Genomic DNA, 26,231 nt, shown 5'->3' with positions numbered 1-26,231 from the left:
AGTGAGTTCCGTCGTTTTGGTGTTCTCCTCCCTCCCATTTGCCCGCTTCACCTCCCCGCGATCAGGACAAATCACCGTGTTTTAGATACATTGCGCGAGCATGGGGAGACTTGACGCTGTTCAGGGAGATCAATGAAAGCCCGGATCACGGGCGTCGCGACGTATCTGCCGGAGCGGACCGTGTCCAGCGCGGACGTCGAACGGCGGATCGAGGGCTACGTGCCCCACGGAGGCGTCGTCGAGCGGCTGACGGGAATCCGGCGCCGTCACGTGGCCCGCGACGACCAGCAGGCGTCGGACCTCGCCGCGGAGGCGGCCCGTGAGCTCGACCACTCCGACGTCGACCTGCTCGTCTTCGCGTCGGCCTCCCAGGACATGGTCGAGCCCGCCACCGCGCACATCGTCGCGGCCAAGCTGGGACTCTCGTGCCCGGTGTTCGACGTCAAGAACGCCTGCAACAGCATGCTCAACGGGATCCAGATCGCCGAGGCGCTGATCCTGACCGGCGCGCACCGCAAGGTGCTGGTCTGCTCGGGTGAGATCCCGTCGCGGGCGATCCGGTGGCGGGTCAGGGACCGCGCGCAGTTCGTCGACTCGTTCGCGGGCTACACGCTGTCGGACACCGGGGCCGCGGTCACGGTCGCCGCCGACATGGAACGTGGCATTTTCTACCGCGACTTCGCGGCCGACTCCACGGCCTGGGCGGTCGGCACCCTGCCCGGAGGCGGTTCGGCGCACCCCCGCGACCCCGAGTACTCCTACTTCCGCGGCGACGGGCGCCGGCTGAAGGAGGCCTTCGAGGCGATCGGCCCGGACATCTTCCTCAACGCGCTCAAGCGCACCGGCCTGACCTGGGACGACTTCGCCATCGTGGCGGTGCACCAGGTGGCGATGCCCTACCTGCGCTTCCTGGCCGAGGTGCTCGACATCCCCGAGGACAGGCTCGTGGTCAGCCTGCCCGAGCACGGCAACTGCGCCTCGACGACGCTGCCGCTCCAGCTCGCGCTGGGCGGCTGGCGGCCGGGTGACCGGGTGGCGCTGCTCGGGCTGGGCGGCGGGATCAGCACCGGCGTGATGCTGGCGGAGATGTGATGGACCTCTGGGTGATCGTCCCCGCCTACAACGAGGCCCCCGGCATCGAGGCGACGCTGCGGGCGCTGGCCGAGCAGGACGACCGGGACTTCACGCTGCTCGTGGTGGACAACGCGAGCACCGACGGCACCGCCGAGGTCGTACGGCGGCACGGCGTCCGGGTGGTCGTCGAGACGAGGAAGGGCACGGGCGCCGCCTCCGACACCGGCATGCGCCACGCCATCGCGCACGGGGCGACCCACCTGGCCAGGACCGACGCGGACTGCCTGCCCCGCCCCGACTGGGTGCGCAACATCCGGCGGGCCTTCGGCGACGGGCTGGAGATGGTCGGCGGGCAGTTGCGGCCCCGGACCGACGAGTTCCGGCTGAAGTTCTGGGAGCGCCACCTCATCCCGTTCGTGGTGGAGGTGGCGGCGACCTTCGGCCGGTTCCGGCCCGGCAACAGGGACCCGCGCTACCGCGGCCCGTACGTGATGATGCCCGGCGCCACCCTGGCCATCACCGCGGACCTCTACGAGCGCGCGGGCGGCTTCCCCAGGACCGCGATCGAGGAGGTCCACGAGGACCGCGCCCTGGTCAACCGGGTGCGTACCCTCACCCCCGCGTACGCCTCGCGTCGCGACGTGGTGGTCTTCGGCTCCGTGCGCAGGCTGCGGGCCTACGGTCTCGCGGGCACCCTCGCCTGGTACGCCGACCACCACTACCGGCCCGAAGTGATCGACGTCCGGTGAGGCACGAGACCCGCCTCCACCTGGCCGCCCACCCCTTCGCCTACCCGCTCATGCGGCTGCTGGCCCGGCTCGGGCCCGTGGTGCGCGTCCCCGGGCTGGGTGTCGTGGTCAACGACGCCGCCGTCGCGCGGGCCGTGCTGATGGACGAGCGGTTCCGCAAGGACGGCCCCGGATCCCCCGGCGACCTGTGGACACCCGTGCTCGGCCCCTCCGTGCTGCTCAACATGGAGGGACCCGGCCATCTCGCGCTCCGCAGGAAACTGATGCCGCTGTTCACCACCGGCTACGTGTCCGCGCTGGTAGACGACGTGCTCCGCGGGCCGCTCGACGATCTCTCCGCGCGCCTGGAGCGGGGCGAGACGGTCGACCTGGTGGACGCCATGCGGCTGATGGCCGGGGCGGTGATCTGCCGGGTGATCGGGCTGGGCGAGGTCTCCGAGGCGCGGGCCAGGGAGCTGTTCGCGGACGGGGAGCGGGTCGTCTCGATGGTCTCGTTGCGCTCGCGGCGGCTGTCGGACCGGCAGGTGGCCGTCGCCAGGCGGGTGCTCGACCGGATCGGGGACATCGCGCAGGCCGCCTACGAGGCCGGGGACGAGTCCACGGTCATGGGCCGGATGCGGGCGCAGGGGCTGTCCGCGGCCGAGGCCAGGGGCGCGGCCGGGGCGTTCTTCCTGACCGGTACCGAGACCGTCGCCACGTTCGTCCCCCGGCTCGTCGCCCTCCTGCACGACCACCGGACTCCGGTCGGCGACCTGGACGTGGTCATCGAGGAGGCCATGCGGGTCACCACGCCGACCCCGCTGATGCTGCGCTCGGTGGCCGCTCCGGCGCGCGTCGGCGGGACGCGGGTGCGCCCCGGCGACCGGGTGCTGATCGTCACCCACAACTGCGCCAGGGCGTACGGCCCGTTCGACCCCTCCCGCGCCCACCCGCCCGAGCTGCGCAGGCTCTGGTTCGGCGCGGGGCCGCACTTCTGCATCGGCTACCCGCTGGCCCTGGCGGAGATCCGGGCGGTGGCCTCGGTCCTGCTCTCCCACCCGCTTCGCGTCGTACGGCGACGCGCGGCCAGGGGGGTCCTCATCCCGACCTACGAGCACCTGTGGGTCGGCCGGGCCGGTGCCGCGTGAACGACATCGTCAGCGGGATCATGGCGGTCGCCGCCCGGGAGCCGGGGCGGACCGCCATCGTCGACGGCCGGAGCCGCGAGATCACCTACGGTGAGCTGGCCCGCCGGGTGTCGGCGGTCCGCGACGCGATGGGCGGGCCGGCGCCGGAGGGCCGAGGACGTCCGGGAGCCGGGGCGGGCCCGGAGGGCGGGGCGCGGGTGGAGGGCCGGACGCTGCGGGGAGCCGGGGCGGGTCCGGAGAGCGGGGAGCGAGCGGAGGGCCGGACGCGTCCGGGAGCCGGGATGCGGCCGGGGGACGGGGTGCTGTTCGCGGTGCGGCCCGGGGTCGACGCGGTGGCGCTGGCACTGGGGGCGGTGGCGGCGGGCGGGACGCTCGTCCTCGCGGACCCCGGCCTGGCGCCCGACGTGCTCGCGGCCCGGATGGCCGCGACCCGGCCCACGTGGGTGGTCAGCGAGTCCCTGCTCTACACCCTGAGCGGTCCGCTCAGAAGTCTGGCCCGCCGCCGGGGCCTGCTCCTTCCGGACCTCGCGAACCCGCTTCCCGGCCACCCCGTCCGCCACCTGTACGCGGGCCCGTGGCTGCCGGGAGTTCCCCGGGGGGCGCTGCGGCTCTCCCGGATCCTCCGGTCGTCCGGCGGCCCCACCGGCCCGGCCGGTCGGGACGGCGAGGCCGTCCGCCGGGAGACCGCTCCCGCGACCGGTCCGGCGGCGTACGGGACAGACCCGGACCAACCAGCGGCAGTGATCTTCACTTCGGGCACCACGGCACGCCCCCGAGGGGTGGTGCACACCCGGGGGTCCCTCGCGGCCGGGCTGGAGATGTTCCGGAGCGTGTTCCCGCTGGGTCCCGGTGACGTCGTGCACACCGACCAGCTGATGCTCGGACTCCCCGCCCTGCTCGCCGGGGCGACCTGGTCCCTGCCCGGGGGCGGTGACCTCGCCGCGGAACTGGCCGCGCGGCGGGCCACCCACACCTTCGCCGTCCCGGTCCACCTGGACAGGCTGCTGCGCGAGACCCCCAGGCTCCCCGCGACCCTCCGCTACCTCCTGCTCGGCGCCGCCCCGGCCCCGCCGGGCGTGCTCCGCCGGGCGATCGAGGCCGGGCCCGAGGTCCTGTCGGTCTACGCGATGACCGAGGCGCTCCCCATCGCGATCGCGTCCGCCCGGGAGAAGCTGGCCCAGACCGGGGGAGATCTGCTCGGGGCGCCCCTGCCGGGCGTCGGCGTCCGGATCGCCGAGGACGGCGAGCTGTTCGTCTCCGGCCCCCACCTCGCCCGGCGCTATCTCGGCGAGGAGCCGCTGCGGGAGATCGCCACCGGCGACCTGGTCCGGCTCGAGGGAGACCGGCTGGTGCTGCTCGGCCGGAAGAAGGACATGATCCTCCGCGACGGGGTCAACATCTACCCGGGCCTGTACGAGTCCGGTGTCGCGGCGCTGCCCGGGGTGGCCGAGGCCGCGATCGTCGGGCTCCCCGACCCCGAGACCGGGGACGAGGAGGTCGTGCTGGCCGTCGTTCCCGCGGACGGCTACGACGAGGGCCTGCTGCGCAGGGCGCTTCCCGAGATCGTGGACGCCGCGGCCCTGCCCGACCGGATCGAGCCGCTCGACGCCTTCCCCCGCTCGGGCCGGGCCGACAAACTCGACCGGGCCGCCCTGCGTGACCTGGTCGCCCGCCGTGCCTGAGCGGGCCGTGCCTGAGCGGCCCGCCGGGCCCGCCGTGCCTGGCGGGCCCACCGGCCGGGGACCGAGGATCGCGGTGACGGGCGCCTCCGGATTCGTGGGGGGCGCGGTCTGCCGCGCGGCCGTGGCACGGGGCTGGACGGTGTCGGCCTTCGGCAGGCGGCCCCGGGTGGGCGGCGGGCACGTCGGCGGCGCTCCGTACACGTCGTGGGATCTTCTCGGCCCCCGGCCCGTGACGTTCCCGGGGGAGGTGGACGTGGTGATCCACTGCGCCGGGAGCGTCACGGACTGGGGGCCGCCGCGTGACATCTGGGCCGCCAACGTGGACGGCACCCGCAACGCCGCCGCCGCCTTCCCCGGCGCCAGGTTCGTGCACGTCAGCACGGCGAGCGTCTACGACCCGTTCCTGCCGACCGTGATGGCCGCCGAGGACGCCGCCCCGGTCGGGCGGTACGCCAACGCGTACGGCGCCTCGAAGGCCGCCGCGGAGCGGTGCCTGGAGCGGGCGGTCATCCTGCGGCCGCACGCGGTCTACGGCAGGGGGGACACCACGCTGCTCCCCCGGGTCCTCGGCGCGGTCCGGGGCGGCAGGCTGCTCGCGGTGGGCGACGGACGCCAGCGGGTCAGCCTGACCTCGGTGGACAACCTGGTCCAGGCCTGTCTGCTCGCCGCCGAGGGCCCGGTCGACCACGGCGTCTTCAACGTGACCGACGCCGAGCCCGTCGTGCTCGACGACGCCCTGCGCGCGATCCTCGGGCAACGCGGCATCGACGCCGAACCGTACTACCTGCCGCTCACGCTGGTGGACCCCCTCGCCGCCGTCGCCGAGACCGTGTCACGGCTGCTCCGGCGCCCGCGCCCGCCCCGGCTGACCCGCTACGCCGCGGGCCACCTGGCCGTCGAGCGGACCCTCGACATCACCGCCGCGCGCACCCGGCTCGGCTATCACCCCTCGGGAACGTCCTTCGAGGGTTCCGCGGCCTGGTGAGCGCGGGCCTCGAACGCCGCCGCCGCGAGCCTGGAACGGACGAGCCTGCCCCTGACGAAGAAGGTCGCCGCCGCCATGAGCAGGCCCAGCGTGAAGATCATCCGAAGGCCGTTCCTCAGGAAGGCGGTCAGCGCGTCGAATATCGCGACCACGGCGGCGTACGACAGGCCACCGGCGACGACACCGGGCAGGTAGACGTTGCGAACCGCGGACATGGCGATCGCCAGCGCGAGCATGCTCGCGGCCAGGCCGAGCCCGGCGCCGATCAGCGCGGTGCACCGGTCACGGGCCAGGGCCACCCCCGCGACGATCAGGGCCGGCGACAGGCCCAGCAGGACCCATCTCAGCGAGATGAGCTCGTCGTAGACCTTGTCGATCGTGATCATGGCGGAGGCGGGCAGCAGCAGGGTGACGGGGTGCGCCTCGGGCAGGCGCGAGGCGTCCCCCATGCCGGCGACCTGCAACCTCCGCTTGACCAGCTCGTACACCGGGGCCAGGTCGTAGCCGACACCGTCTTCCTGCACGCCGGCATTCGGGGAGTGACCCAGGATCGCGAGGAACCGGCGGTGCGTCAGCTTGTTGATGTCCACCCAGGCGACGGCGAAGTCGTCGTTGACGCCGGCCTTCACCGTCTCGCGGATGAGCTCCCCGCCGACCGAGAGCCCCAGCCCGCGCAACCGCACGACGATCTCGTCGGTGACGCGATTCGTGACGGCGCTCTTGACGGCCGGGTGAGCGGCCAGCGGGGTCACGTTGCGGAGGTAACGGTCGGGGTCCGCGATCTCGTTCGCCGCCCAGTGGGCGGTGAGGGCGAAGGGAGCGAGGAGGCATCCGAGCGCGATCAAAATCGAACCGATCACTCTACGCACGGGGCCCCCTAACCGCTTTACCTGGGAATCCCCGCGTTTGCCGGGCAAAACCGGTTACGGACTCTTTTTGACGCGAACTTGGGGATCAGCGTCATCGCGACGGCGAGATCTGGTTTACAAACCTTGACCCACCACCCCCAGCGCGTCGAACAACCACATAGCCGATTCAACCGAAAACCGTTACTAACCTGCGACGTATTGGGCTGACGGACAGGAGATGTCACGGCTATGGCAGGCAATACGGGGCGAACAGGCGTCGGATCGAGCCTGGCACTGACGCTGGGATCGGCCGTTCTCTGGGGCCTGGCCCACATCTGGGTGGGCCGCCGCCTGACCGGCGCCTTCCTGATGGGCATCGAGCTCACCCTCGCCGGAGCCGCCGCGACCGCCGTGCTGACCGCCGGCCCCTCCCTGCTCTCCCTCGCCGTGCAACCGGCCTGGCTCTGGGTCTTCGCGCTCACCGCGATGCTGGTCGCCACGGTGGCCGTCGCCGTGATCATCCGTTCCTACCTGCTGGTACGGCCGGAGACGGCGCCCCCCGCGGCCAAGTACCTCTCGGCCGCCGCCATCGGCGTGCTGTGCGTGCTGGTGATCTCTCCCATGGTCTACGCGGCCCGGCTGGCCTACGTCTCCCACAACGTGGTGACCTCGGTGTTCGCCGAAAGCGCCACGCCGATCTCGGTGGAGGACCCGTGGAAGGGCATGGACCGGCTCAACATCCTGCTCGTCGGCGCGGACGCGGCGGCCAACCGGGTCGGCGTACGCACCGACAGCATGACCGTGGCCAGCGTCGACACCCGGACCGGCGACACCGTGCTGTTCGGCCTGCCCAGGAACCTGGAGGACGTCCCGATGCCGCCCGGCCCGGCCCGCGACCGCTTCCCCTACGGCTTCCAGGGCGAGCCGCCGTACACGCCGGGCCTGCTCAACGAGGTCTACCAGTACGCCGAGGACTACCCCGAGATGGTTCCCCGGCAGAACAAGCGGCACCGCGGCCCGACACTCCTGAAAAGGACGATCAGCGGCATCCTCGGGCTCGACATCCCCTATTACGCGATGGTCGACATGAGGGGTTTCGTGGAAATCGTCGACGCGATAGGCGGCGTGCGGGTCCGCATCAAGGACCCCATCGTGTACGGCAGGCAGAACGAGGGCCTCATCGAGGCGGGCAGGCGGAAACTCTCGGGCGAGGAGGCGCTCTGGTACGGCAGGTCCCGCACCGACAGCGACGACTACGTGCGGATGGGCCGCCAGAAGTGCCTGCTGAACGCCGTCGCCAAACAGGCCGATCCGATGGCGGTCTTCCAGAGCTTCGAGAAACTGGCCACCGCCGCCGTCGACGCGATCTCCACCGACATCCCGCGGCAGCTGCTGCCCGACCTGGTCGAGCTGGCGGAGAAGGTGAAGGACTCCAGGATCAGGAGTCTCCAGTTCGTCCCCCCGCTGATCTACTCGGGTGCGCCCGACTACCACCTGATCAGACGCGAGGTCATCTCCACTCTGGCGGCGCCGCCCGCCCCACCCCGCTCCGTGCCCGCGCTGCAGGCCGGAAACCGGAGGAACGCGGGCGAACGCGCCGAGACGAACGCCGTCATCCTCGACTCCGCCTGCCACTGACGACCCGGCGGGCCGACGAACCGACGGGCTGACGACCCGACAGGCCGGTGAACCGGCGGACCGGCGGACCGGCGGACAACACGCTCGGCGCGTCCGGCGCGTTGAGAGCGCCCACGAGGGTCGGAATGCTGTTATGGAGTGATTACTTAGCGTCATCATGGAGGTTCGAGGATGAAACGTCATCTGGCGAGCGTGGGTCTGCTCGCCGCAATCGCCGCACCCACTCTTGGATGGCCCCTCGCCTGGGCCGATCCGGTCCCCTCGGTCTCCATCTCCCTCGACGACGGGGCGAGGGAGACCGCTCCGGGCGCGGAGAACACGTACACACTCCGCATCAGCAACCAGGGGACCGCCCAGCTGAGGCGCGTCCTCCTGGTGCAGTCCCTGCCGCCGTCGATGACCTTCGTGAAGGCCGACGCCGGAGGGCGGGTGAAGCAGGGCAAGGTGGCGTGGACGGTGAACGTCCCGCCCCAGAAGGACGCCGTCGTCCATGTGAGCGCCCGGGTCGGCGCGGTCGCGGGAGCAGCGGTGCAGAACCTGGCGACGACGGCCTGCGCCCGCAGGAGCGCCACCGGACCTGTGCTGGTCTGCGCCACGGACATCAACACCGTGGCCGCGCCGGAGAAGACGGCCGACTGGGTCCTGCCGGTCTCGCTGGCCTCCGCCGTCGTCGCGGGACTGGTCACCGGCGCGTTCCTGCTCCGTCGTCGCCGTCGGGTCCGGCCGGTCTGATCCGCCCGCGCCGAGAGCCCGGCTATGGCCTCCCTCGCCGGGCACGCAGCCGCGGGGCCAGACCGAGGCCGAAGAGCAGGAGTCCCGCCAGGACCGGCCAGAACGGCAGGCCCGTGAACGGCAGCGAGGGGCCGGCCTGTTCCACGCGAGACCAACCGGCGGGGCAGGGGACCGAGAAGGACCGTCCCCGCCCCGGCACGCACGACGGGTCGGAGGGCGGCTCCGGCACCCGCGCGGGCACCGGCGTCCGCTCCGGGCCGGGAGCAGGCGTTCCCTCCGAGGGGGAGGCGGACGCCTGTGCCGGACCGGGAACCGGGGCGGGCTCGGGTACCGAGCCGGGAGCGGGAATCGGCGCGGAATCCGGGTCGGACGCCGTGTCGGATGCCGGGCCGGGGACGGTCTCGGATGCCGGGGAGGAGCCGTCGGCGGTCGCCGGGGCGGGGGCGGTCTCCACCGGCCGCCTCTCGCAGCCGGGGCCGGACGACCCCGCCGGGCAGTCGGATCCGGGCTTCGCGTCCACCGCGACGTCACCCGGCTCGGACGCCTCGGGTGCGAGCGCCCCGGTGTTCGTCGTCCCCTCGACGGCGACCCGCTGCGCGCAGCCGAGACCCGCGCCGGGAACGGGAGCGGCGAGCCTGGCGGACCACGGTGCCGGGTGCGGGCAGTTCGTCCCGCCCCCGGGGGCCTGGACGGCGCTGTCCAACACCCCGTCCCCGGTGGCCGGGGCGCCGACGGTCACGCTGTAGGTGATCGTGACCGTCTCGGCCACCGGGATGTCGCCGGTCCAGGCCAGCCTCGGCGCGCCGTACGAGATCGTGCCTCTCGTGACCCGCGCGTCGCCGTTGTAGGCCGCGTCGTCGAGGACCCGGGAGAGTTCCCCGGTGAGCGTGGCCCCCGGATAGACGGCGTTGCCGACGTTGCCGACGGTGATCGTGTAGGTGACCACCTGGCCGGGAGCCGCGGTCTCCCTGTCGGCGGTCATGAGGACGTACAGCAGCGGCAGGCCGGGCGCGCCGAGGTTCCCGCAGGCGGGATCGGCGGAACCGGCCGCGCAGTTGGACCCCTCGGGGCCGACCAGCTCGCCGGAGAGGCGCAGGTCTCCCGCCGGAGGGTCGTCCACCGTGACGCCGTAGGTGACCGTCACCGTCTGACCGGCGGCCACGTCACCGGTCCAGGTCACCTCGGGCGCGGTGAAGGACACCGTCCCCGAGGTGGCCGACTGGTCGTGGTCGAAGCGCGCGTCGTCGAGCAGGCCCGACAGGTCGTCGGTGAAGGTGAAGTTCGATCGACCGGTATCACCGGCGTTGCGAAGTCTGACGGTGTAGGTGACCTTCTGGCCGGGTTTGGCGAGGACGGGCGAGGCCGTCTTGGTGATCTCGACCTCCGACTCACCACCCGCCGGCTCCTCGACCTCCGACTCACCACCCGCCGATTCCTCGACCTCCGACTCACCACCCGCCGATTCCTCGACCTCCGACTCACCACCCGCCGATTCCTCGACCTCCGAGTCCCCGGCCCTTGCCGTCGCGCGGCTCTCGTCGTCGGCGGCGCCCCGCGCGACCCGTTTTCCCGTCATGGACGCGGGCGAGGGCTTCCCCTTTTTCGTCACCGTCGTCGTCACCGCCGAAGGCTTCCCCCTGACCACCGCCGTGGGCGAAGACCTCCCCCTCACCACCGGAACCGACGGGGACTTTCCGTCCGCGGCCGTCGTCGAGGGAGTTTCGGCCTTCGTCCGGACGGACGGCGAGGACGGCGAGGACGGCGAGGACGCCTCCGCCCCACCCGTCCCGGATGCGGCGAGAACGGGCGCCGGCGTCACGAGCACCGCGAGCGCGACCCCGCACGCGGCGAACCCACCGGCTCGCCGTCCGGAGACCAACCACCAGGAAAGCCGCCGATCGGGGACCCACCGCGCGGGAAACCGCCGTCCGGAGACCCTTCGCCCGGAAAACCGCTGTTCAGGAACCCGCCGCGCGAAAACGCGACGCGACCAGGTACCGATACGTACCACCAAAGCCCCTTGCTGACCCTTGTCCACGATCTTGCAGGGGGAGTCAAGATCAACCGACTCGGGGTGGGATACCCGGATCGGCCGGATCTCACCGGCGCCGACGGTAAACATCCACCCCGCCGATCCCCAAGAGGATTGCCGAGTCCGCACAGGAGACCTCGAAGCGGTAACAGCGGATCTTTGGCACCGGTCATGACATGGCAGGTGTTTTCCCTCGCCCCTTTCACCCCTATCTGTCATGGGAGATCACTCTCATCCGCGTTCGCAACGCAAGAGCGTCTGCTCTTCTCCTCGCGATACGCACCCCGCACCCCCGCCCTCCGTGGCATGATGGGCCCCCAGAAGGCTTGAAATGATTTTCATAATCAGATTGGATCGTCGTTATGAGGGTGGCGTTCGTTGGCAAGGGCGGCAGCGGCAAGACGACCCTGTCGGCTCTTTTCGCGAGATACACCGCGAGCCGGGGCGGCCCCGTCGTGGCCGTCGACGCCGACATCAACCAGCACCTGGGCATGGCGCTGGGGATGAGCGAGGGTGCGCTGCCGAGGCCGATGGGCTCGCACCTGACCGAGATCAAGGAATACCTGCGGGGCGACAACCCCCGCATCTCATCGGCTTCCGCGATGGTCAAGACCACCCCGCCGGGGTCCGGCTCGCGGCTGCTCCGCCTCGACGAGCAGGACGACCCGATCCACACCCGATTCTCCGCCGCCACGCCCGAGGGGCCCCGGCTCATGGTCACCGGGCCGTTCAGCGAGGACGACCTGGGAGTGGCGTGCTACCACTCCAAGGTCGGCGCCGTGGAGCTCTATCTGAACCACCTGCTCGACGGCGCGGGCGAGTACGTCGTGGTCGACATGACGGCCGGGGCCGACTCCTTCGCCTCGGGGTTGTTCACCCGCTTCGACATGACCTTCCTGGTGGCCGAGCCGACCCGCCAGGGCGTGAGCGTCTACCGGCAGTACCGCGACTACGCCGCCGACTACGGCGTGCCGGTCGCGGTGGTCGGCAACAAGATCCACGGTCCGGGAGACGTGGCATTCCTGCGCGACCAGGTCGGCGACGACCTGCTGGTCTGCCTGGAGCACTCCGCGGCGATCCGCGCGATGGAGCAGGGCCGTCCCTTCACCCTCCAGGACCTCGAACCGGCCAACTCCCGGGCTCTGAGCATGATTCTCGACCATCTCGACGCCCAGGAGAAGGACTGGTTCCGCTTCGGGCGCCAGGCCGTGCAGTTCCACCTCCGCAACGCGGAGGCCTGGGCGAACAGGGCCACCGGTGAGGATCTGGCGGCCCAGATCGATCCCGGCTTCGTCTTCGGGCCAACGCGAGTGTCGCTCTCCCGCTAGATGGAGCGATCCGTAGGCCCGACCTAGTGTCTGATGAATCCCCTTCTGTGAGGAGAACGCAGCATGTCGCTGACCGTTTCGAACGATCTTCTCGACCAGGCCAAGGCCGGTGAGGTGGAAGACGCGGCATTCGTCACCTGTGTCAGAGACTCCCTTCCATACGCCTGGTCGCTCATCAGCGACCTGGTCAAGGAGCGCGAGCACACCGGTGCCGAGTTCGCCGACAACACGGTGCCCCCGCCGGACGAGGCCGCTCGTGGCCAACTCCTGCGCGCTCTCGCCAGCGACGCCATGCGCGGTGCCCTGGAGCGCCACTTCGGGGTGAGGCTGGCCTTCCAGAACTGCCACCGGGTCGCCGTCTTCGACCCGTCCGCCACCGGCGCCCACGCGGAGTTCGTCACCGCCAGGTCGCAGATCCTCAACCAGACGCCCGAGCTGGTCGACTGCTGACGGCCTCGTTCCGAGGCGGATCACCTCCCCGGCCGGACGTTCCCGGAGAGCAGGGCGCCCCGCTCCCGGAGAGCGGAGCGCCCCGTTCCCGGAGAGCGGGGCGCCCCCCGAAGAAAGGCGTGTCTACCCGAAGAGCCCGAGCTGACCCTCTCCGGCCAGCGGGTTGCGATGCCTCTTGAGGTGGCGCCACCGGGGGAGGTCGTCCAGATAGGACCAGGACAGGCGGTGATGCTCCGTCGGGCCGAGGGCGGCCAGCGCCGCCTGATGGACCGGTGAGGGGTAGCCCGCGTTGTCGGCGAACCCGTACTCCTCGAAACCCAGCGAGGCCATGTAGGTGTCCCGCCGAACCTTGGCGATCACGGAGGCCGCGGCCACCGAGACGCAGGAAAGATCGCCCTTGACCTCGCACCTGACCGGCCAGGGCGCGCCCAGATAGTCGTGTTTCCCGTCCAGAACGACCACGTCGGGCCGGACGGGAAGCCCGGCCAGCGCCCTCCTGGCCGCCCGGCGCAGGGCCTCGGTCATCCCGAGCGCGTCGATCTCCTCGTGGGACGCCTCGCCGTACCCGATCCCGGCCGCCCAGGCGGTGATCTCGGAGACCATGGCGGCGCGGCGGGCGGGGGTGAGCAGTTTCGAGTCGGTGAGCCCGGCGGGCGGTTCCGACAGGTCGGTGACCACGGCGCAGACCGCCACCGGACCGGCCCAGGCCCCGCGCCCGACCTCGTCCACCCCGGCGACCAGTTTGGAACCGCCGTCGTTCAGCAACCGCTCGAGCGCGTAGGTGGGAGGCACGTGCCGACGTTACCGGGCCGCGAGCCTCCGGACGCCATCCCGATGGAACACCACCCCGGTCAGGCGTCGTCATCCCGATGCGGGCCTTCGGCCGTCACCTCATCCGGGGCTTCGAGCCCCGGCTGGGCCTCCGGGCGTTCCCGGGAGGCCGGTTCGACCCCCTCCAGGTCGGCGGCGAGGAGCCGGGCGGCGACGTGGACGGCCCGGAGGGTGACGGAGACGGCGGGGCGGTGGACGCTGGACGATCGGGCGACGGCGTACACGACCCGGCCCACCGGTGGCCCGGGGAACCGGCGGACGGCGATGCCGCGGACCCCGCTGGCCAGTGCCAGGGCGGGGACGGCCGCGATGCCGATGCCCTTGGCGACCAGGCCGATGATCGTGCCCAGTCCCTCGAACTCCCAGGGCACCGGCCGGTGACCGCCGACGTCGGCCATCAGCCGGTCCACCGCCAGCCGGGAGGGCTCGCCGTCCGGGGTGGCCATCCAGGGCTCGTCGCGTAGCTCCCACAGGTCGACCGGGACGTCGGGGGAGGCGAGCCGGTGCCTGCGCGGCACCACGAGCACCAGCGGGTCGTGCAGCAGCGGGAAGACCCGCACGGTGTCGGGCTCGCGCATCCGGCCGTACCAGTCGTCGACCAGGGCGATGTCCACCTCGCCCGACTGCACCTCGCGCATCCCGCGTCCCGAGCGGCCCTGTCCCATCCGCAGGGTGAGCTCACCGTGCCGGCGCAGCGTCCTGGCCAGCGCGGGCGCGAAGGCCACCGCGGCGGTCGGGAAGGCGGTCACGGTGACCCGCCCCGAGGGGGTCGCGGCCTGGGCCGACAGGTCGGACTCGGCGCTCTCCACCATGGCCAGGATGCGCTCGGCGTGCTCGACCAGGCGCCGCCCCGCGTCGGTCAGCTCCGCGCTCCTGGAGGTCCTGTCGATCAGCACGGCGCCCGCCTGGCGCTCCAGCGCGGCCAGCTGCTGCGAGACCGCCGAGGGGCTGTAACCGAGGGAGGTCGCGGTGGCCGCGATGCTGCCCCGGCGAGCGAACTCACAGATCAGGACGAGTCTCCGTAAATCAAGCATCAGTTTTCCTTACGCCCACCCACGACAACCGAAGCTTGTCCTGATGCCTCCATCCCACCAGGCTGGAAGGCGTTCCACAACGGCCCGCACCGTTCCGTGGCGGTCCGTCCCGCCCGCGAACGGTCCGCACTTCTCCCCGGCACGTTCCGCACCTCCCCACAGCACATTCCGCACTTTCCACGACGAGGTAGGGATCCCGCGATGAGCGTCACACTCTCCGCCACCCTGGCGGCCAACGAGGACATCGAGCGAAGACGGCGCGCCGGTGAGCGCGTGCTGCACCTGGCCTTCGGCGAGGCCGGCCTGCCCGTGCATCCGGCCCTGAGCGAGCGACTGGGCGCGGCGTCCGGGCTCAACGGCTACGGACCCGTCGCCGGCGCGCCCGCGCTGCGCGAGGCGGCCTCCGGCTACTGGTCGCGGCGCGACCTGCCCACCGACCCCGACCTGGTGGTCTGCGGCCCCGGGAGCAAACCTCTGCTGTACGGCCTGCTGCCGGCGATCGGCGGCGACATCGTGCTGCCGATGCCGAGCTGGGTCAGCTACGCCGCCCAGGCCGAGCTGGTCGGGGCGCGCTCCCTGCTCGTTCCGACGCCCCCCGGCGAGGGTGGGGTGCCGGATCCCGAGCGCGTGGTGGCGACGGTCAGGCGCGCCCGCGCCCAGGGGCGCGACGTGCGCTCGCTGCTGGTCACGCTTCCCGACAACCCCAGCGGCACGCTGGCCGGGGCGGCCACGATCCGGCGGATCGCCGAGGTCGCCCGTGAACTCGACCTGACGATCATCTCCGATGAGATCTACCGCGACCTGGTCCACTCCCCGGACACCGGTTTCCTCAGTCCCGCCGACGTGGCTCCCGAGCGAACCGTGATCACCAGCGGGCTCAGCAAGAGCCTCGCCCTGGGCGGCTGGCGGATCGGCGTGGCCCGGCTCCCGTCGCCGGCCCTGCGCGACCGGCTCCTGGCGGTGGCGAGCGAGATCTGGTCCAGCCCCGCCGCGCCGGTCCAGCAGGCGGCGGCGTACGCCTACACCGAGCCGCCGGAGCTCGTCGAGCGGGTGAGCCGGAGCCGCGAGCTGCACGGTGCGGTGGCGCGGGCGGTGTACGAGCGATTCGTTCGCGCGGGCGTGCGGGTGGACGCGCCGCGGGGTGGTTTCTACCTCTACCCCGACTTCACCGGGCTCGGCTTCGCGTCCTCCGCCGACCTGACCGCCTGCCTGCTCGACCGGCACGGCGTCGGGGTGCTCCCCGGCCACGCCTTCGGCGACGACCCGGCGGCCCTGCGGGTGCGGGTGGCGACCAGCCTCCTGTACGGCGAGACGACGCGGCTGCGGCTGGCCGCGCTCGACGCTCCCGACCCCCTGGCGCTGCCCTGGATCTCGGCCTCGCTGGACCATCTGAGCGAGGCGCTGACCGGCCTGCTCGCGGAGCGGTGAGCACCCGCGGCCCCCGCACGCGTCCCGCCCGTCGCGGGCCCTGCGGCGGGGTGATCGCACCCCGTGGGGCCCGCTCGGGCGATGGAGGTCTCCGGGGTGGCGCCAACGGCCCTGACCTGGTATTTCTTACCCCGAAGACCCACGGGCCACCTGCGTTCCTCGATGCTCACCAAGATGTCTCGTGTCGTTTGGTATCAAGCAGGGGAAAGAGCCCTCATTATGTGCTCATGCCCGCTTTTGTCACCCTGTCCGGGCGCCTCGTGCGCCTGGAACCGCTCAGCCTCGCGGTCGTCGACGATCTCGTCGCCGCGGCGAGTGAAGACCGTTCTACCTACGCCTTCACTCGCGTCCCCCATGGCCGGGACGAGATGGTCTCCTACGTGGAGGCCGCTCTGGCTGAGCAGGCGGAGGGCCGCACGATGCCCTTCGCCATCCGGTGGCTTCACACCGATCGCGTGGTCGGTGCCACCCGTCTCATGAACCTGGAGTACTGGCAGGGCCCCATGCCCTGGCCGCCGGGCGCCCGTGGGGCGGTGGGCGATGTCCCGTCCGTGGCGGACATCGGTTACACCTGGCTCTCCGCCTCCGCGCAGGGAACCGGCGTCAACCGCGAGAGCAAGTATCTGATGCTCTCCCTCGCCTTCGAGACCTGGCAGGTCCACCGCATCACCCTCAAGGCCGATATACGGAACGTACGCTCCCGGGCCGCCATCGAAGCCCTCGGCGCACACCTCGACGGTGTGCGGCGGGCGGAGAGCCGAGGCGCCGACGACACGGTCCGAGATACCGCGTACTACTCCATCCTGAGTGACGAATGGCCGGTCGTCCGAGAACGGATGCACGCGCGGATGGGCCTGGTCGAGGCCGCGTGAGACGGACACCCTACGTGCGGTAATACGAGGAGCGGTGAACGACCAAAAGGATAAATAGCTAGAAATTACACAGAAAGCACATAGCGTCAAAAACGGTATTTTAATTACTTAATGGAACAAAAGGCCCGCCCGAAATTTCGGGCGGGCCCGGTGTTCGTCCGATGTCGCACGCGAATCGCGGCTCGCGTGGTCAGCGGGTCGAACGGAGATCGCGGGTGAGGGGAGGGTGTTCGTCCACCGGCACAACCGGTACGGCTGCCGGACGGATCCACCGGGACCCGGGGTCACTCCTCGTCGGACTCGACCTCGTAGATGTAGCGCCACTTGCCGCACAGCGTCTTCTTGGCGTGGTGCCTGTCCCAGTAGCAGACCCTGACCTGCAGGTTGTCGATCTCGTCCGCGACGTAGTGGAAGCGCTGGTAGCCGCTGGTGCCGCACTTGCGGGCCCAGGTGTAGTCCTCGTCGCCGTCGTGGGTCTCGAACTTGAACTGGACGTAGCCGCAGAGCCGGCCCGGCGAGTACTTGTCGTAGAGCCTGCCCTGGACGTGGAGGCGGTCGTCCTCGTCGAGTGACACGGTGCCCCTGGCAGCGGCGCGGGAGTCGTCGTAGTACTTGGAGTAGTAGTAGCCCCAGGGCTCCTCGTCGTACCCGCTCGAGGCGGTGAGGGTGGCGGCGGAGGCGGGAGTGGCGAGGGCGGGGACACCGATCGCGATGACGGCGGTGGCGGCGGCGAGACCGAGAAGTTTGGTGATCGAGCGGCGCATGGTGGTTCTCTCCTTGAGGGGTGCGGCTCCCGGCTTCCGAAGGAGCCATGGCTCATTGATAGGCCCGGGTGCCTGCATCACACTTACCGCGCCTTTATCCACGCCTGCAATCCACTGACATGTCGGGCATGGCCGCCCCCGTATGGGGCCATGCCCGACGACACCAGCATTGGGGGCACGGCTCAACAGCCGATTGACGTGCAATCAACGTCTCGGCGAACAAGCAAGCCTCTACCTACGGGGTAAGCAAGGGAGGATCTATCATTTGGCCATAAAACTTCCCATTGGGCGGAGATTCAAGAAATGGCTGTTCAGGGCAGCGAAGACGGACTGCGGTTCGCGGTGCTCGGTCCTGTCCAGGCATGGCGCGACGGTTCCGAGCTCGATCTGGGCACTCCGCTGCAACGTTCAATCCTGGCGATGCTCCTGCTGAGGGAGGGCCGGGCGGTCACGCCGGCCGAGATGATCGACGCGATCTGGGGGGAGGACGCCCCGCCCCGCGCGCTCGGCGCCCTGCGTACCTACGTCTCCCGGCTGCGCGCCGTGCTGGAGCCCGGCAGGTCGCCGCGCACCCGTCCCGAGCTGCTCACCTCCGTGGGCAGGGGGTACGCGCTGCGGCTGAACGGCGGCTCCCTCGACCTGCTTGTCTTCGAGCGCGGCCTTCAGGAGGCGGAGACCGCGCGCCGCGAGGGCGATCTGGCCCGGGCCGCGGAGAGCCTGCGCGCGAGCCTGGCGCTCCACACCGGCGAGCCGCTCGCCGGGGCCGTCGGCCCGTACGCCGAACACCAGCGCGGGCGGCTCGCCGAGCGCCGGATGAGCGTGATCGAGGTCCTGATGGACCTGGACCTGGAGCTGGGCAGGCACGCCGACGTCCTGTCCGAGCTGATCGCGCTGACCGGCGACCACCCGCTGCGCGAGCGGCTCCGAGCCCAGCTGATGCTGGCCTACTACCGGTGCGGGCGCAGGGCGGAGGCGCTGGCGGCCTTCGCCGACACCCGCGCCACGCTGATCGAGGAGCTGGGCATCGAGCCGGGCTCCGACCTGACGAGCATGCACCAGCGCATCCTCACCGGCGACCCGGCCCTCACGCCGGCCCCGGTCGGCCCACCGTCGCGGCCCGCGCCCGCCGCGCCCGCCGGGGTCGGCAGGGCCGCCGAGGCCGCGGAGACGGCCGCGCGGGAGGGCTCCGAGGCGAAACCGCCCCCGGAGGCGGACCCGGAGGCCGCGAGGGCGCCGGAGGCGCGGGCGACGGCGACGAGCCCGGAGCTGCCGCGACCGGCGCAGCTTCCCGCCGCCGTGAACGACTTCACCGGCCGCCGCCAGATCATCGCGCGGCTGCGCACGCTGCTGTCGGCCCAGGACGGCTCCGAGGGCGTGCCGGTGGCGGCCATCTCCGGTATCGGCGGCGTGGGCAAGACGGCCCTGGCCGTACACGTCGCCCATGCCATGCACGACCTGTTCCCCGACGGCCAGCTCTACGCCGACCTGCGCGGGTACGGCGAGGAACCGACCGCGCCCGAGTCGGCGCTGGCGGCCTTCCTGCGCGGTCTCGGCCTGCCCGCCGACGCCATCCCCGACGGCCTGGCCGAGCGGTCGGCGCTGTTCCGCTCGCTCCTGGCCGACCGGCGGATGCTCGTGCTGCTGGACAACGCCCGCGACGCCGCCCAGGTGAGCCAGCTGCTCCCCGGCTCGGCCGGGTGCGCGGCGATCGTGACCAGCCGGGGCAAGCTCGCCGACCTGGCCTCGGCCAGGCTGATCGACCTGGACGTGATGGAGCCGGACGAGGCCCTCGTGCTGTTCGGCATCGTCGCCGGAGTGGAGAGGGTGGAGGCCGAGCGCGCCGCCGCCATGGACGTGGTCGCCGCCTGCGGTTTCCTGCCGCTCGCGGTGCGGATCGTGGCGGCGCGCCTGGCCGCCAGGCCGGCCTGGACGGTCGCCTCCCTGGTGCCCCGGCTGGCCGACGAGCGCCGCCGCCTGGACGAGATGCGCGTGGGCAACCTCGCGGTGGAGGCGACCTTCGCCCTCGGGTACGGCCAGCTCAACCCCGCCCAGGCCCGCGCGTTCCGGCTGCTCTCCCTGCCCGGGGGTCCGGACATCTCGATCGGGGCCGCCGCCGCGCTGCTCGCGCTGGACCCGATGGACACCGAGGACGTCCTCGAGTCCCTGGTGGACACCAGCCTGCTCGAAGCCCCCGCTCCCGGCCGTTACCGCTTCCACGACCTGCTCAAGCTCTTCGCCCGCCGTGTCGCGGAACGGACCGAGAACGCGACGGAGGAGAGCTGCGCCGAGGGCGAGACGAAGCGGGGAGAGCGGCGCGGGTCCGGTGTGAGCGTGACCATCGGCGGGGAGGGCGAGGCGGCACTGCGCCGGTTGCTCGACTTCTACCTGGCGTCCGCGCGCTCGGCGCACCGCCTCGCCTACGAGGGCAGCACGATGGCCGACCGGCTGGGAGTCACCGGGACCGGTCACACCTTCGCCTCCGCCGACGAGGCGGTGGCCTGGCTCTCGGTGGAGGCGGAGTCGCTGTTCGCGTCGATCGCCCAGGTGACCTGCGCGGACAAGGCCGACGAGCTGCTGCCGGGAGCCGACCTGCTGCTCGCCATGGAGCCGCTGCTGGAGTCGGGGAGCCACGTCCGCGAGTTCGAGAGCCGGACGCGGGAGATGCTGGCCGTCGCGCGGCGGATCGGCGCCGTCTCCAGCGAGCTGCGCTGCCGCTACGTGCTCGGGCGGGTGCTGTTCGGCGCCAACCGGCTGGCCGAGGCGGAGGAGGAGTTCCGTACGTCGCTGGAGCTGTCGGCCGGAGGCGACCGCATCGTCACCGGCGAGGTGCTCAACGCGCTGGCCGTCGTGGCCGGGCGGCGGCGCCGCCACGAGGAGGCCCTGGCCTGGTTCGGCGCGGCGCGCGAGGCGTTCAGGGAGGTCGGGGCGCGGGGCGGGGAGGCCCTGACGCTCAGCTACTCCGCCCGCGACCACCTGTTCCTGGAGCAGCCGAAGGAGGCGATCGCCGCCGCCGAGCAGGGGCTGGCCCTGTTCATCGAGATGGGCTCCAGCGCGGGAACCGCCAGGGCCCGCTACCACTTGGGGATGATCCTGTCGCGGGTCGGCCGGTTGAACGAGGCGGTCCACCACCACGCCGAGTGCCTCGCCTTCTTCAGGGCGAGCAGGCAGCGGGTCTGGGAGCAGCGGGTCTGCTCCCGGCTGGCCGAGACGTTCATCAACGCGGGACGCTTCACGGACGCGGCCCGTCACGCGGAACAGGCTCTCACCGTGAGCCGGGAGATCAGCCACCCGTACGGCGAGGCGCAGGCGCTGTGGGTGTTAGGCAAGGCGCTCAACGGTCTCGGCAGGGTCGGGCGTGGCAGGGACTGCCTCGAGCGTGCCCACGACCTGTTCGGCAGGCTCGGAGCGCCCGAGGCCGAGGATCTGCGTCTTCTGCTGGAGCGCGACCAGGTCGACAGCTGATCCCAGGCCGTCGTACAGGTCGTCGTCGAGACGCGTCATCCAGACGTGGTTGATCACCGGCGTTCCCCTCGAAGTCGGGCCCCGTGGCTCGGGATGGGTGTGGAGGTCCGGCCGGCCGTCTGACCCGGGCGACGCGTAGGGGGCCCGGTCATCCGGTGCGTCGCCCGCGGGTCGGCCGCCTCACTGTGACGGCCGGCCGGACGTGGCACGGACCCTTCACCCCCCGGGTCCGTGCCCCACGACCAGAGCTTCTCCCGCGGCGTTTGCCATCCGATTGACAAGCGATAGCGGCGATATCCACAGCCTGTGGACGATCACCCTGTGGATATGTGGAAAAACCCTTCCGCGATCAGCGGGCGGAGGGCGGCGGGAGCCTTCGTCCGCAGGTCATCGTGGTCCTCACCGGTCAGCTCCGCAATCGCGGCGAGCAGCGGGTCCAGTGGATAATCGCCGTCGCAGACCCCCGCGAGGGCGGCTTCCACGGTCCCGACCGCCGCGCTGCGGCGCAGCCCCCCGGTCTGCCGCAGCACGATGCGCGCCGGGTCCTCGGCGCCCGGCGGGCCGACCCGCTCCTCCAGCACCCCCTCGGCCACCACGAGCCTGGAGCCGAGCAGCTCGGCGTCGGTCAGCCGGTGCGCCGTGGTGATCGAGCCGAGTACCTCGTCCACGTATCCGCCGACCGGCAGCTCCACCGGCCGCCCGTACTCCTCCACCCGCACGACGGGGTCGAGGCTCCCGGAGTCGTTCAGCGTGATCCAGCCGAAGCCGATCCCGGTGACGTTCGCCGCCTCGAACCAGCCGAGCCAGTCGTCGTAGAGCTCGCGGTGGCGCGGGGTGCCCTGCTCGGCGGCGTCCCGCAGCCACAGCTCGACGTACTCGGCGGGATCCTGGACGTCGCGCTGCACCACCCAGCCGTCGCAGCCGGTCCCGGCGAGCCAGCCGCCCACCCGGTCGCGCCAGTCCTCGCCGCCGACGTGCAGCCAGTTGGCCAGCAGGTGGCAGGTGCCGCCGGGCGCGAGGTGACGGGGCGCCCGGCGTACGAGGTCACGGCAGAAGTCGTCGGCGTGGAAGCCCGACTCGCGGTAGGTGAACCGGCCGGCCGGGGAGATCACGAACGGCGGGTTGGCGACGATCAGGTCGAAGCGGTCGTCCTCGACGGGATCGAACAGCGAGCCCAGCCGGGCGTCGACGCCGGTGATCCCGGACAGCGCCCAGCTGAGACGGGACAGCTCCAGGGCGCGCGGGTTGACGTCGGTGGCCGTGATCTCCTCGGCCCTGCCGGCCAGGTGGAGGACCTGCACCCCGCACCCGGTACCGATGTCCAGGGCACGCCCGACGGGGCGACGGGAGGCCAGCTGGGCCAGGTTCGCCGAGGCGCCGCCCGCGCCGACGACGTGGTCCGGGCGCAGGGCCGGGTCACCCGGCCTGACCTTGCGGTCGGAGACGACATAGCCAACGGAGCCACCGGCGCCGTCGGTCTCCCAGGGCTGCAGGTGGACCGTGGAGGTGATCCGGCCGCCCTCGACGGTCACCAGGCCCGCGGCGGCCAGTTCCTCCACGGGAAGGCCCGCCGGCACCCCGCGCGCCTCCACGGGAGCGCCGAGCCACCACAGCCGGATCAGGGCCGCGAGCGGGTCGCCCTCCGCGGTGGCGCGCAGCGCGGGGACCGTCTCCTCACGGGAGAGCGCGGTGGCGGCGACGTCGCCGAGGCGCTCGCGGACGCCGTCGATGGTGTAGCCGGTGTCGAGCAGGAGTCCCCTGAGCCGGCCGAGCAGATCGTTCACCGGGCAATCCTCGCACCGGGCACGTCCGGATGCTCCCGGTGATGAGACTGTTACCCATCGGGGTAAGCGTTCTGCAAGCGGACTTCAAGTGGAAAGCGGTACTTCTTGGTAACCGCACCACCCGCTCCAAAGGATCCATGATGCTGATCCCCTGTTTCGCCTGCGAGTCCCGTTTTCATCCTGACGAATATTTCCGCGCTTGCCACGACTACCACCGTGGCAAGGATCTGGTCGCATGGACCTGCCCGCGGTGCGGCAACCAGGATGAGTTACGGGTCTTCCCGGGGGAGCTGGGATTCGGCTACGCCCTGCGCGGCAGGTTCGACGTCTCCGACCGGGTGCGGGTGCCCGGCCTGCGGCGCAGGCGTCAGGACCTGCGGTTGGACATCTCGCTGGACGAGGACGTCTGGCGGGTGGCGACGCGGACCCGCCAGCTGGTGGGAGCACACTGAGACCGCTCCGGCCCGGAAAAGCCCCCGTGATCCGGGCCGGAGTATCGGTGACACCCGCCGGACAGGCGGCGCTCGCGGCGGTCGGACGGGGACGACGGCGGGCGAGCGGCGGTCTCAGGAGGTCTGCTGGGGGGCCTGCTGCCGCAGGCTCTGCCAGGCCGCCTCGCGGAGGCCGCCGATCTCCTCGGGGGTGGGCTGGTGCGCGCCGGCGAACCACAGGCGGCACATCTCGGTGGCCGGTCCCAGCCAGAGCACGTAGCACATCGTCGGGTGGACGGGCTGGAGCAGGCCGTCCTTCATGTGCGGGCGCCACCAGTCGGAGACCTTCCTGAAGAACGCCCTGCGCGACTCCGAAACCTCTGTGCCGCCCGGCTCGTCGCGCCTGGGCGGCCGCTCGCTGATCAGCAGGTGGGCACGTTCGCGGTGCTCGCCGCACCAGGACATGTGCAGCGCGACGATGGCCTCGATGCCGCCCCGCGCGCTCTCGTGGCGCTGGAGCTCGGCGAGGAACGCGTCCTGGTACATGCGCAGGGTCTCGGCGTACAGGACGCCGAAGACGTGTTCCTTGCTGGCGAAGTGGTGGTAGAAACTGCCGACGCTGACGCCGCTCTCCTCACGGAGGCTGGCCAGCGTGGTGGCCGAGACCCCGTCCTGGCTGAATCGGCGCAGGGCACCCTCGACGATCCTGGTGCGGCCGTCGCGTCCGCTCTTGGCAGTCTTCACGGATCCCATGGTGGAGCAACAGAACCTTGTTCCGCAAACTGCTCGGGAAACAGCTTGGACCACGTCGATCGTACCGCCTTGATCCGGGAGCCCGTATCGCCACCCCGGATGACCGGTCCGCCCGGTACGGCGGCGCCGCCCTCCGGGCTCCCGGCCCGGAGCCTCCCCCCGGTACGCCCCCGGTGAGACCGCTCGGCGAGCTCGGGCGGGGCCGCGCGGGAACCGGCCCGGACGGCGCTAGCGGAGAATCCTCGCGGTCACCTCGACCGTGCCGGAGGAGATGCGCATGGTCGCCTCCGGCCACGTCCTGCGGACCATGGCCAGGACCGTGCGGTTGTCCCCGAGCACGTCCATCCCCACGGTCCTGGCCCCCCTGGCCTCCGCGCGGCGCATCAGCGTGCGGACGAGCCGGGAGCCCAGCCCCATTCCCTGCCACTCGTCGCCCACCACCACGGCGATCTCGACGTCGGCCTCCTCACCTCGGTAGCTCATCGCGTGCCCGACGAGAAGGTTCCCGTGCACGGCGAGCAGGGCGTCGCGCCGCTCGTCCACCGTGAGCAGCGTTCTGACGAAGCTCGCGCTCGGACGGCCCATCCCGGTGAAGAACCTCCGCGCCTGGGTGCGGGGTGACAGTCCCCCGAGGAAGCGGCGGATCCCCTCCTCGTCGTCCGGTCGCGCGGGCCGGATGTCGACGGCCCCTCCGGGCACGGTCGCGACGTCCCCCGGCCTGGCCGCGACGTCCCCGGACGTCCGCGTGAGGTCCCCGTACACGGCAGAGGTGTCCGCGCACGCGGCCGGGGCGCCCCCGGGCGCCTGGACACCACCCGGCGACACCACCTGAGTTCGCATCATGGACTCAGAGTCTCGTGAGACAGCTGAGTATGTCAACTAGACTTAGGTGAACGTTGGAGGTGCTGCGATGGCGACTTACGATTCGCACATGAACGAGGCGGCTCCCGGCAACCTGCCCTTGCGATTGGACAACTGCTCCATCGAACGCGCCCTGGGCGTCGTCGGCGAGAAGTGGACGTTCCTGGTGCTGCGCGAGGCGTTCGGCGGCGTGCGGCGCTTCGCCGACATGCAGACCGCCACGGGTGCGCCCCGGCAGGTGCTCAGCGCCCGGCTGACCCGGCTGGTGGAGGAGGGACTGCTGCGCAAGGTCCCCTACCGCGAGCCCGGCCAGCGGCAGCGCGACGAATACCGGCTGACCCAGATGGGCCTCGACCTCTATCCGACCCTGGTGGCCCTGATGCAGTGGGGCGACCGGTATCTCAGCGACCACGAGGGACCGCCGGTGCTCATCACCCACCGCGGCTGCGGCGCCACGGTCGAGCAGCACTTCCGCTGCGCGGAAGGGCACGAGGTCGCCGGCCCGAGAGAGGTCACCCCGCTGCCCGGCCCCGGAGCGCGCCTTCGCCCTACGGCCTCCGCGTCTCCGGGCTCTCCGTCCCTCGCGTCTCCAGCCTCAGCAGGCAGTGCCTGAGGCTGAGCACCGAGACCAGCGCCACGCCGCCGAGCAGCACCGCGACGGCGGAGGTGCGTACGAGAAGGTAGGTCTCCAGGGTCTGGCTGAGCAGCAGCCAGAGGCTCAGCGCCCCGTTCAGCAGTTGCGCGCAGCCCCACAGCACCGACTGCGACACGAAGAAGCGACGCATCCGCGGGTGCTCCATCACCTGGTCGGGCAGCGGCACGAGATCGGCCACCACCCGCCGGATCAGCGGCCTCTGCAGCGGCGCGGTGAGCAGGAAGCCCATGCTCACGCAGAACACCCCGAGGCAGGGCTGCAGGAAGAACACGATGGGGTTGCCCGTCGCCACCGTCAGCACCACCCTGACGGTGATCGTGCCCGCCGCCAGCAGCAGCGTGCCGGGCGCCTCGCCGCCCCTGACCAGCCGCCAGGCGACGCCGCCGTAGACCCAGGCCGCCGCCACCGCCAGCGCGACGTTCGCGTCGGTGAAGACCAGCGCGACGTAGAAGACGAGAACGGGAAGGATCATGCTCTCGAACACCCTGGGGGCGGCGTGCCGCAGCAGGGTCCCGATACGGGGGAGTACGAGCGGAGCCGGGGGGGCGGGCATGAGCACAGTCATCAGGGGCGGGCTCCGGAGGTGGTGGAACATCCCGGGGGAAATCTCACCCGACCGTACGCGATGTCCGGAGTGTCCGGCGAGCTTTTCCATGACATCCGAGGATCGGGCGGTCCCGGGCACCTTACTACGCTCAAAGACGCACCCGG

The 26,231-nt window shown here is 71.8% G+C and carries 24 protein-coding genes; 15 read left to right on the top strand and 9 right to left on the bottom strand.

Annotated features, from left to right (window positions below):
- Positions 1-132 precede the first annotated feature (132 nt).
- The 5 genes from ACVCAG_RS38230 to ACVCAG_RS38210 all read left to right on the top strand — a co-directional run bounded on the left by ACVCAG_RS38230 (position 133) and on the right by ACVCAG_RS38210 (position 5,617).
- On the top strand, positions 133-1,092 hold the full coding sequence (locus ACVCAG_RS38230; protein WP_440087868.1) for a 3-oxoacyl-[acyl-carrier-protein] synthase III C-terminal domain-containing protein: 960 nt from the start codon (positions 133-135) through the stop codon (positions 1,090-1,092).
- Positions 1,092-1,823, top strand: coding sequence for a glycosyltransferase (locus ACVCAG_RS38225; RefSeq protein WP_440087867.1), 732 nt, complete (start codon positions 1,092-1,094; stop codon positions 1,821-1,823). Before ACVCAG_RS38230 ends, ACVCAG_RS38225 begins: the two co-directional genes overlap by 1 nt.
- Complete coding sequence (locus tag ACVCAG_RS38220; protein WP_440087866.1) at positions 1,820-2,950, top strand: cytochrome P450; 1,131 nt, start codon at positions 1,820-1,822, stop codon at positions 2,948-2,950. The genes ACVCAG_RS38225 and ACVCAG_RS38220 overlap by 4 nt, the downstream gene beginning before the upstream one ends.
- Positions 2,947-4,632 (top strand): AMP-binding protein, encoded by a 1,686-nt coding sequence (locus ACVCAG_RS38215; RefSeq protein ID WP_447191319.1) that lies wholly within the window; start codon positions 2,947-2,949, stop codon positions 4,630-4,632. Before ACVCAG_RS38220 ends, ACVCAG_RS38215 begins: the two co-directional genes overlap by 4 nt.
- Positions 4,633-4,705: 73 nt before the next feature.
- Positions 4,706-5,617 (top strand): NAD-dependent epimerase/dehydratase family protein, encoded by a 912-nt coding sequence (locus ACVCAG_RS38210; protein ID WP_440087864.1) that lies wholly within the window; start codon positions 4,706-4,708, stop codon positions 5,615-5,617.
- Here the strand turns inward: ACVCAG_RS38210 and ACVCAG_RS38205 are convergent.
- Entirely contained in the window at positions 5,575-6,486 is a 912-nt protein-coding gene (locus tag ACVCAG_RS38205) for a hypothetical protein (RefSeq protein WP_447191318.1), read from the bottom strand. The two genes, ACVCAG_RS38210 and ACVCAG_RS38205, sit on opposite strands and share 43 nt — an antisense overlap.
- Positions 6,487-6,714: 228 nt before the next feature.
- On the opposite strand from ACVCAG_RS38205, the gene ACVCAG_RS38200 reads away from it, so the two are divergent.
- Positions 6,715-8,103: an LCP family protein gene (locus ACVCAG_RS38200; RefSeq protein ID WP_447191317.1), complete on the top strand. Its 1,389-nt coding sequence runs from the start codon at positions 6,715-6,717 to the stop codon at positions 8,101-8,103.
- A 171-nt stretch (positions 8,104-8,274) separates the two neighbouring features.
- Positions 8,275-8,835: a hypothetical protein gene (locus tag ACVCAG_RS38195; RefSeq protein WP_440087861.1), complete on the top strand. Its 561-nt coding sequence runs from the start codon at positions 8,275-8,277 to the stop codon at positions 8,833-8,835.
- A 22-nt stretch (positions 8,836-8,857) separates the two neighbouring features.
- Here ACVCAG_RS38195 and ACVCAG_RS38190 read toward each other — a convergent pair whose 3' ends face one another.
- Positions 8,858-10,411 (bottom strand): DUF7927 domain-containing protein, encoded by a 1,554-nt coding sequence (locus tag ACVCAG_RS38190; RefSeq protein WP_447191316.1) that lies wholly within the window; start codon positions 10,409-10,411, stop codon positions 8,858-8,860.
- On the opposite strand from ACVCAG_RS38190, the gene ACVCAG_RS38185 reads away from it, so the two are divergent.
- The 3 genes from ACVCAG_RS38185 (at position 10,410) to ACVCAG_RS38175 (ending at position 12,645) form a co-directional block, all read left to right on the top strand.
- Positions 10,410-10,862, top strand: a complete 453-nt coding sequence (locus tag ACVCAG_RS38185; RefSeq protein ID WP_447191315.1) for a hypothetical protein — start codon at positions 10,410-10,412, stop codon at positions 10,860-10,862. The two genes, ACVCAG_RS38190 and ACVCAG_RS38185, sit on opposite strands and share 2 nt — an antisense overlap.
- Before the next feature lie 367 nt (positions 10,863-11,229).
- Entirely contained in the window at positions 11,230-12,195 is a 966-nt protein-coding gene (locus ACVCAG_RS38180) for a nucleotide-binding protein (protein WP_440087859.1), read from the top strand.
- 63 nt (positions 12,196-12,258) lie between these two features.
- Positions 12,259-12,645 carry an SCO5389 family protein gene (locus ACVCAG_RS38175; protein WP_362687966.1) on the top strand — a complete coding sequence of 129 codons (387 nt, stop codon included), beginning with the start codon at positions 12,259-12,261 and terminating at the stop codon, positions 12,643-12,645.
- Between the two features lie 123 nt (positions 12,646-12,768).
- On the opposite strand, the gene ACVCAG_RS38170 is transcribed toward ACVCAG_RS38175, so the two are convergent.
- A complete protein-coding gene (locus tag ACVCAG_RS38170; protein WP_440087858.1) occupies positions 12,769-13,437 on the bottom strand; it encodes a ribonuclease HII in 669 nt (222 codons plus the stop codon).
- A 59-nt stretch (positions 13,438-13,496) separates the two neighbouring features.
- On the bottom strand, positions 13,497-14,510 hold the full coding sequence (locus tag ACVCAG_RS38165) for a LysR family transcriptional regulator (protein WP_447191314.1): 1,014 nt from the start codon (positions 14,508-14,510) through the stop codon (positions 13,497-13,499).
- Between the two features lie 201 nt (positions 14,511-14,711).
- On the opposite strand from ACVCAG_RS38165, the gene ACVCAG_RS38160 reads away from it, so the two are divergent.
- Entirely contained in the window at positions 14,712-15,938 is a 1,227-nt protein-coding gene (locus ACVCAG_RS38160; RefSeq protein WP_447191313.1) for a pyridoxal phosphate-dependent aminotransferase, read from the top strand.
- Between the two features lie 227 nt (positions 15,939-16,165).
- On the top strand, positions 16,166-16,810 hold the full coding sequence (locus ACVCAG_RS38155) for a GNAT family N-acetyltransferase (protein ID WP_440087855.1): 645 nt from the start codon (positions 16,166-16,168) through the stop codon (positions 16,808-16,810).
- Positions 16,811-17,094: 284 nt separating this feature from the next.
- Here the strand turns inward: ACVCAG_RS38155 and ACVCAG_RS38150 are convergent, their stop codons facing one another.
- Positions 17,095-17,574 (bottom strand): hypothetical protein, encoded by a 480-nt coding sequence (locus tag ACVCAG_RS38150; protein WP_440087854.1) that lies wholly within the window; start codon positions 17,572-17,574, stop codon positions 17,095-17,097.
- Positions 17,575-17,877: 303 nt separating this feature from the next.
- Between ACVCAG_RS38150 and ACVCAG_RS38145 the strand changes: the two genes are divergently transcribed.
- A complete protein-coding gene (locus ACVCAG_RS38145) occupies positions 17,878-21,036 on the top strand; it encodes an AfsR/SARP family transcriptional regulator (protein WP_447191312.1) in 3,159 nt (1,052 codons plus the stop codon).
- Between the two features lie 314 nt (positions 21,037-21,350).
- Here ACVCAG_RS38145 and ACVCAG_RS38140 read toward each other — a convergent pair whose 3' ends face one another.
- Positions 21,351-22,820: a DUF7059 domain-containing protein gene (locus ACVCAG_RS38140; protein ID WP_447191311.1), complete on the bottom strand. Its 1,470-nt coding sequence runs from the start codon at positions 22,818-22,820 to the stop codon at positions 21,351-21,353.
- Positions 22,821-22,960: 140 nt separating this feature from the next.
- Between ACVCAG_RS38140 and ACVCAG_RS38135 the strand changes: the two genes are divergently transcribed.
- Positions 22,961-23,272 carry a hypothetical protein gene (locus ACVCAG_RS38135; protein WP_440087851.1) on the top strand — a complete coding sequence of 104 codons (312 nt, stop codon included), beginning with the start codon at positions 22,961-22,963 and terminating at the stop codon, positions 23,270-23,272.
- Positions 23,273-23,386: 114 nt separating this feature from the next.
- Here ACVCAG_RS38135 and ACVCAG_RS38130 read toward each other — a convergent pair whose 3' ends face one another.
- Positions 23,387-23,995: a TetR family transcriptional regulator gene (locus ACVCAG_RS38130; RefSeq protein WP_440087850.1), complete on the bottom strand. Its 609-nt coding sequence runs from the start codon at positions 23,993-23,995 to the stop codon at positions 23,387-23,389.
- Positions 23,996-24,232: 237 nt separating this feature from the next.
- Entirely contained in the window at positions 24,233-24,847 is a 615-nt protein-coding gene (locus ACVCAG_RS38125; protein WP_447191310.1) for an N-acetyltransferase family protein, read from the bottom strand.
- Between the two features lie 67 nt (positions 24,848-24,914).
- Between ACVCAG_RS38125 and ACVCAG_RS38120 the strand changes: the two genes are divergently transcribed.
- Positions 24,915-25,478, top strand: a complete 564-nt coding sequence (locus ACVCAG_RS38120; protein WP_440087848.1) for a winged helix-turn-helix transcriptional regulator — start codon at positions 24,915-24,917, stop codon at positions 25,476-25,478.
- Here ACVCAG_RS38120 and ACVCAG_RS38115 read toward each other — a convergent pair.
- Entirely contained in the window at positions 25,414-26,085 is a 672-nt protein-coding gene (locus tag ACVCAG_RS38115; protein ID WP_440087847.1) for a VC0807 family protein, read from the bottom strand. The genes ACVCAG_RS38120 and ACVCAG_RS38115 overlap by 65 nt on opposite strands.
- Positions 26,086-26,231: the final 146 nt, after the last annotated feature.

The sequence above is a fragment of the Streptosporangium sp. G12 genome (assembly GCF_052983175.1).
Note: the sequence above shows the minus strand (reverse complement) of the source record. Positions and strands in the feature narration are given on the sequence as shown.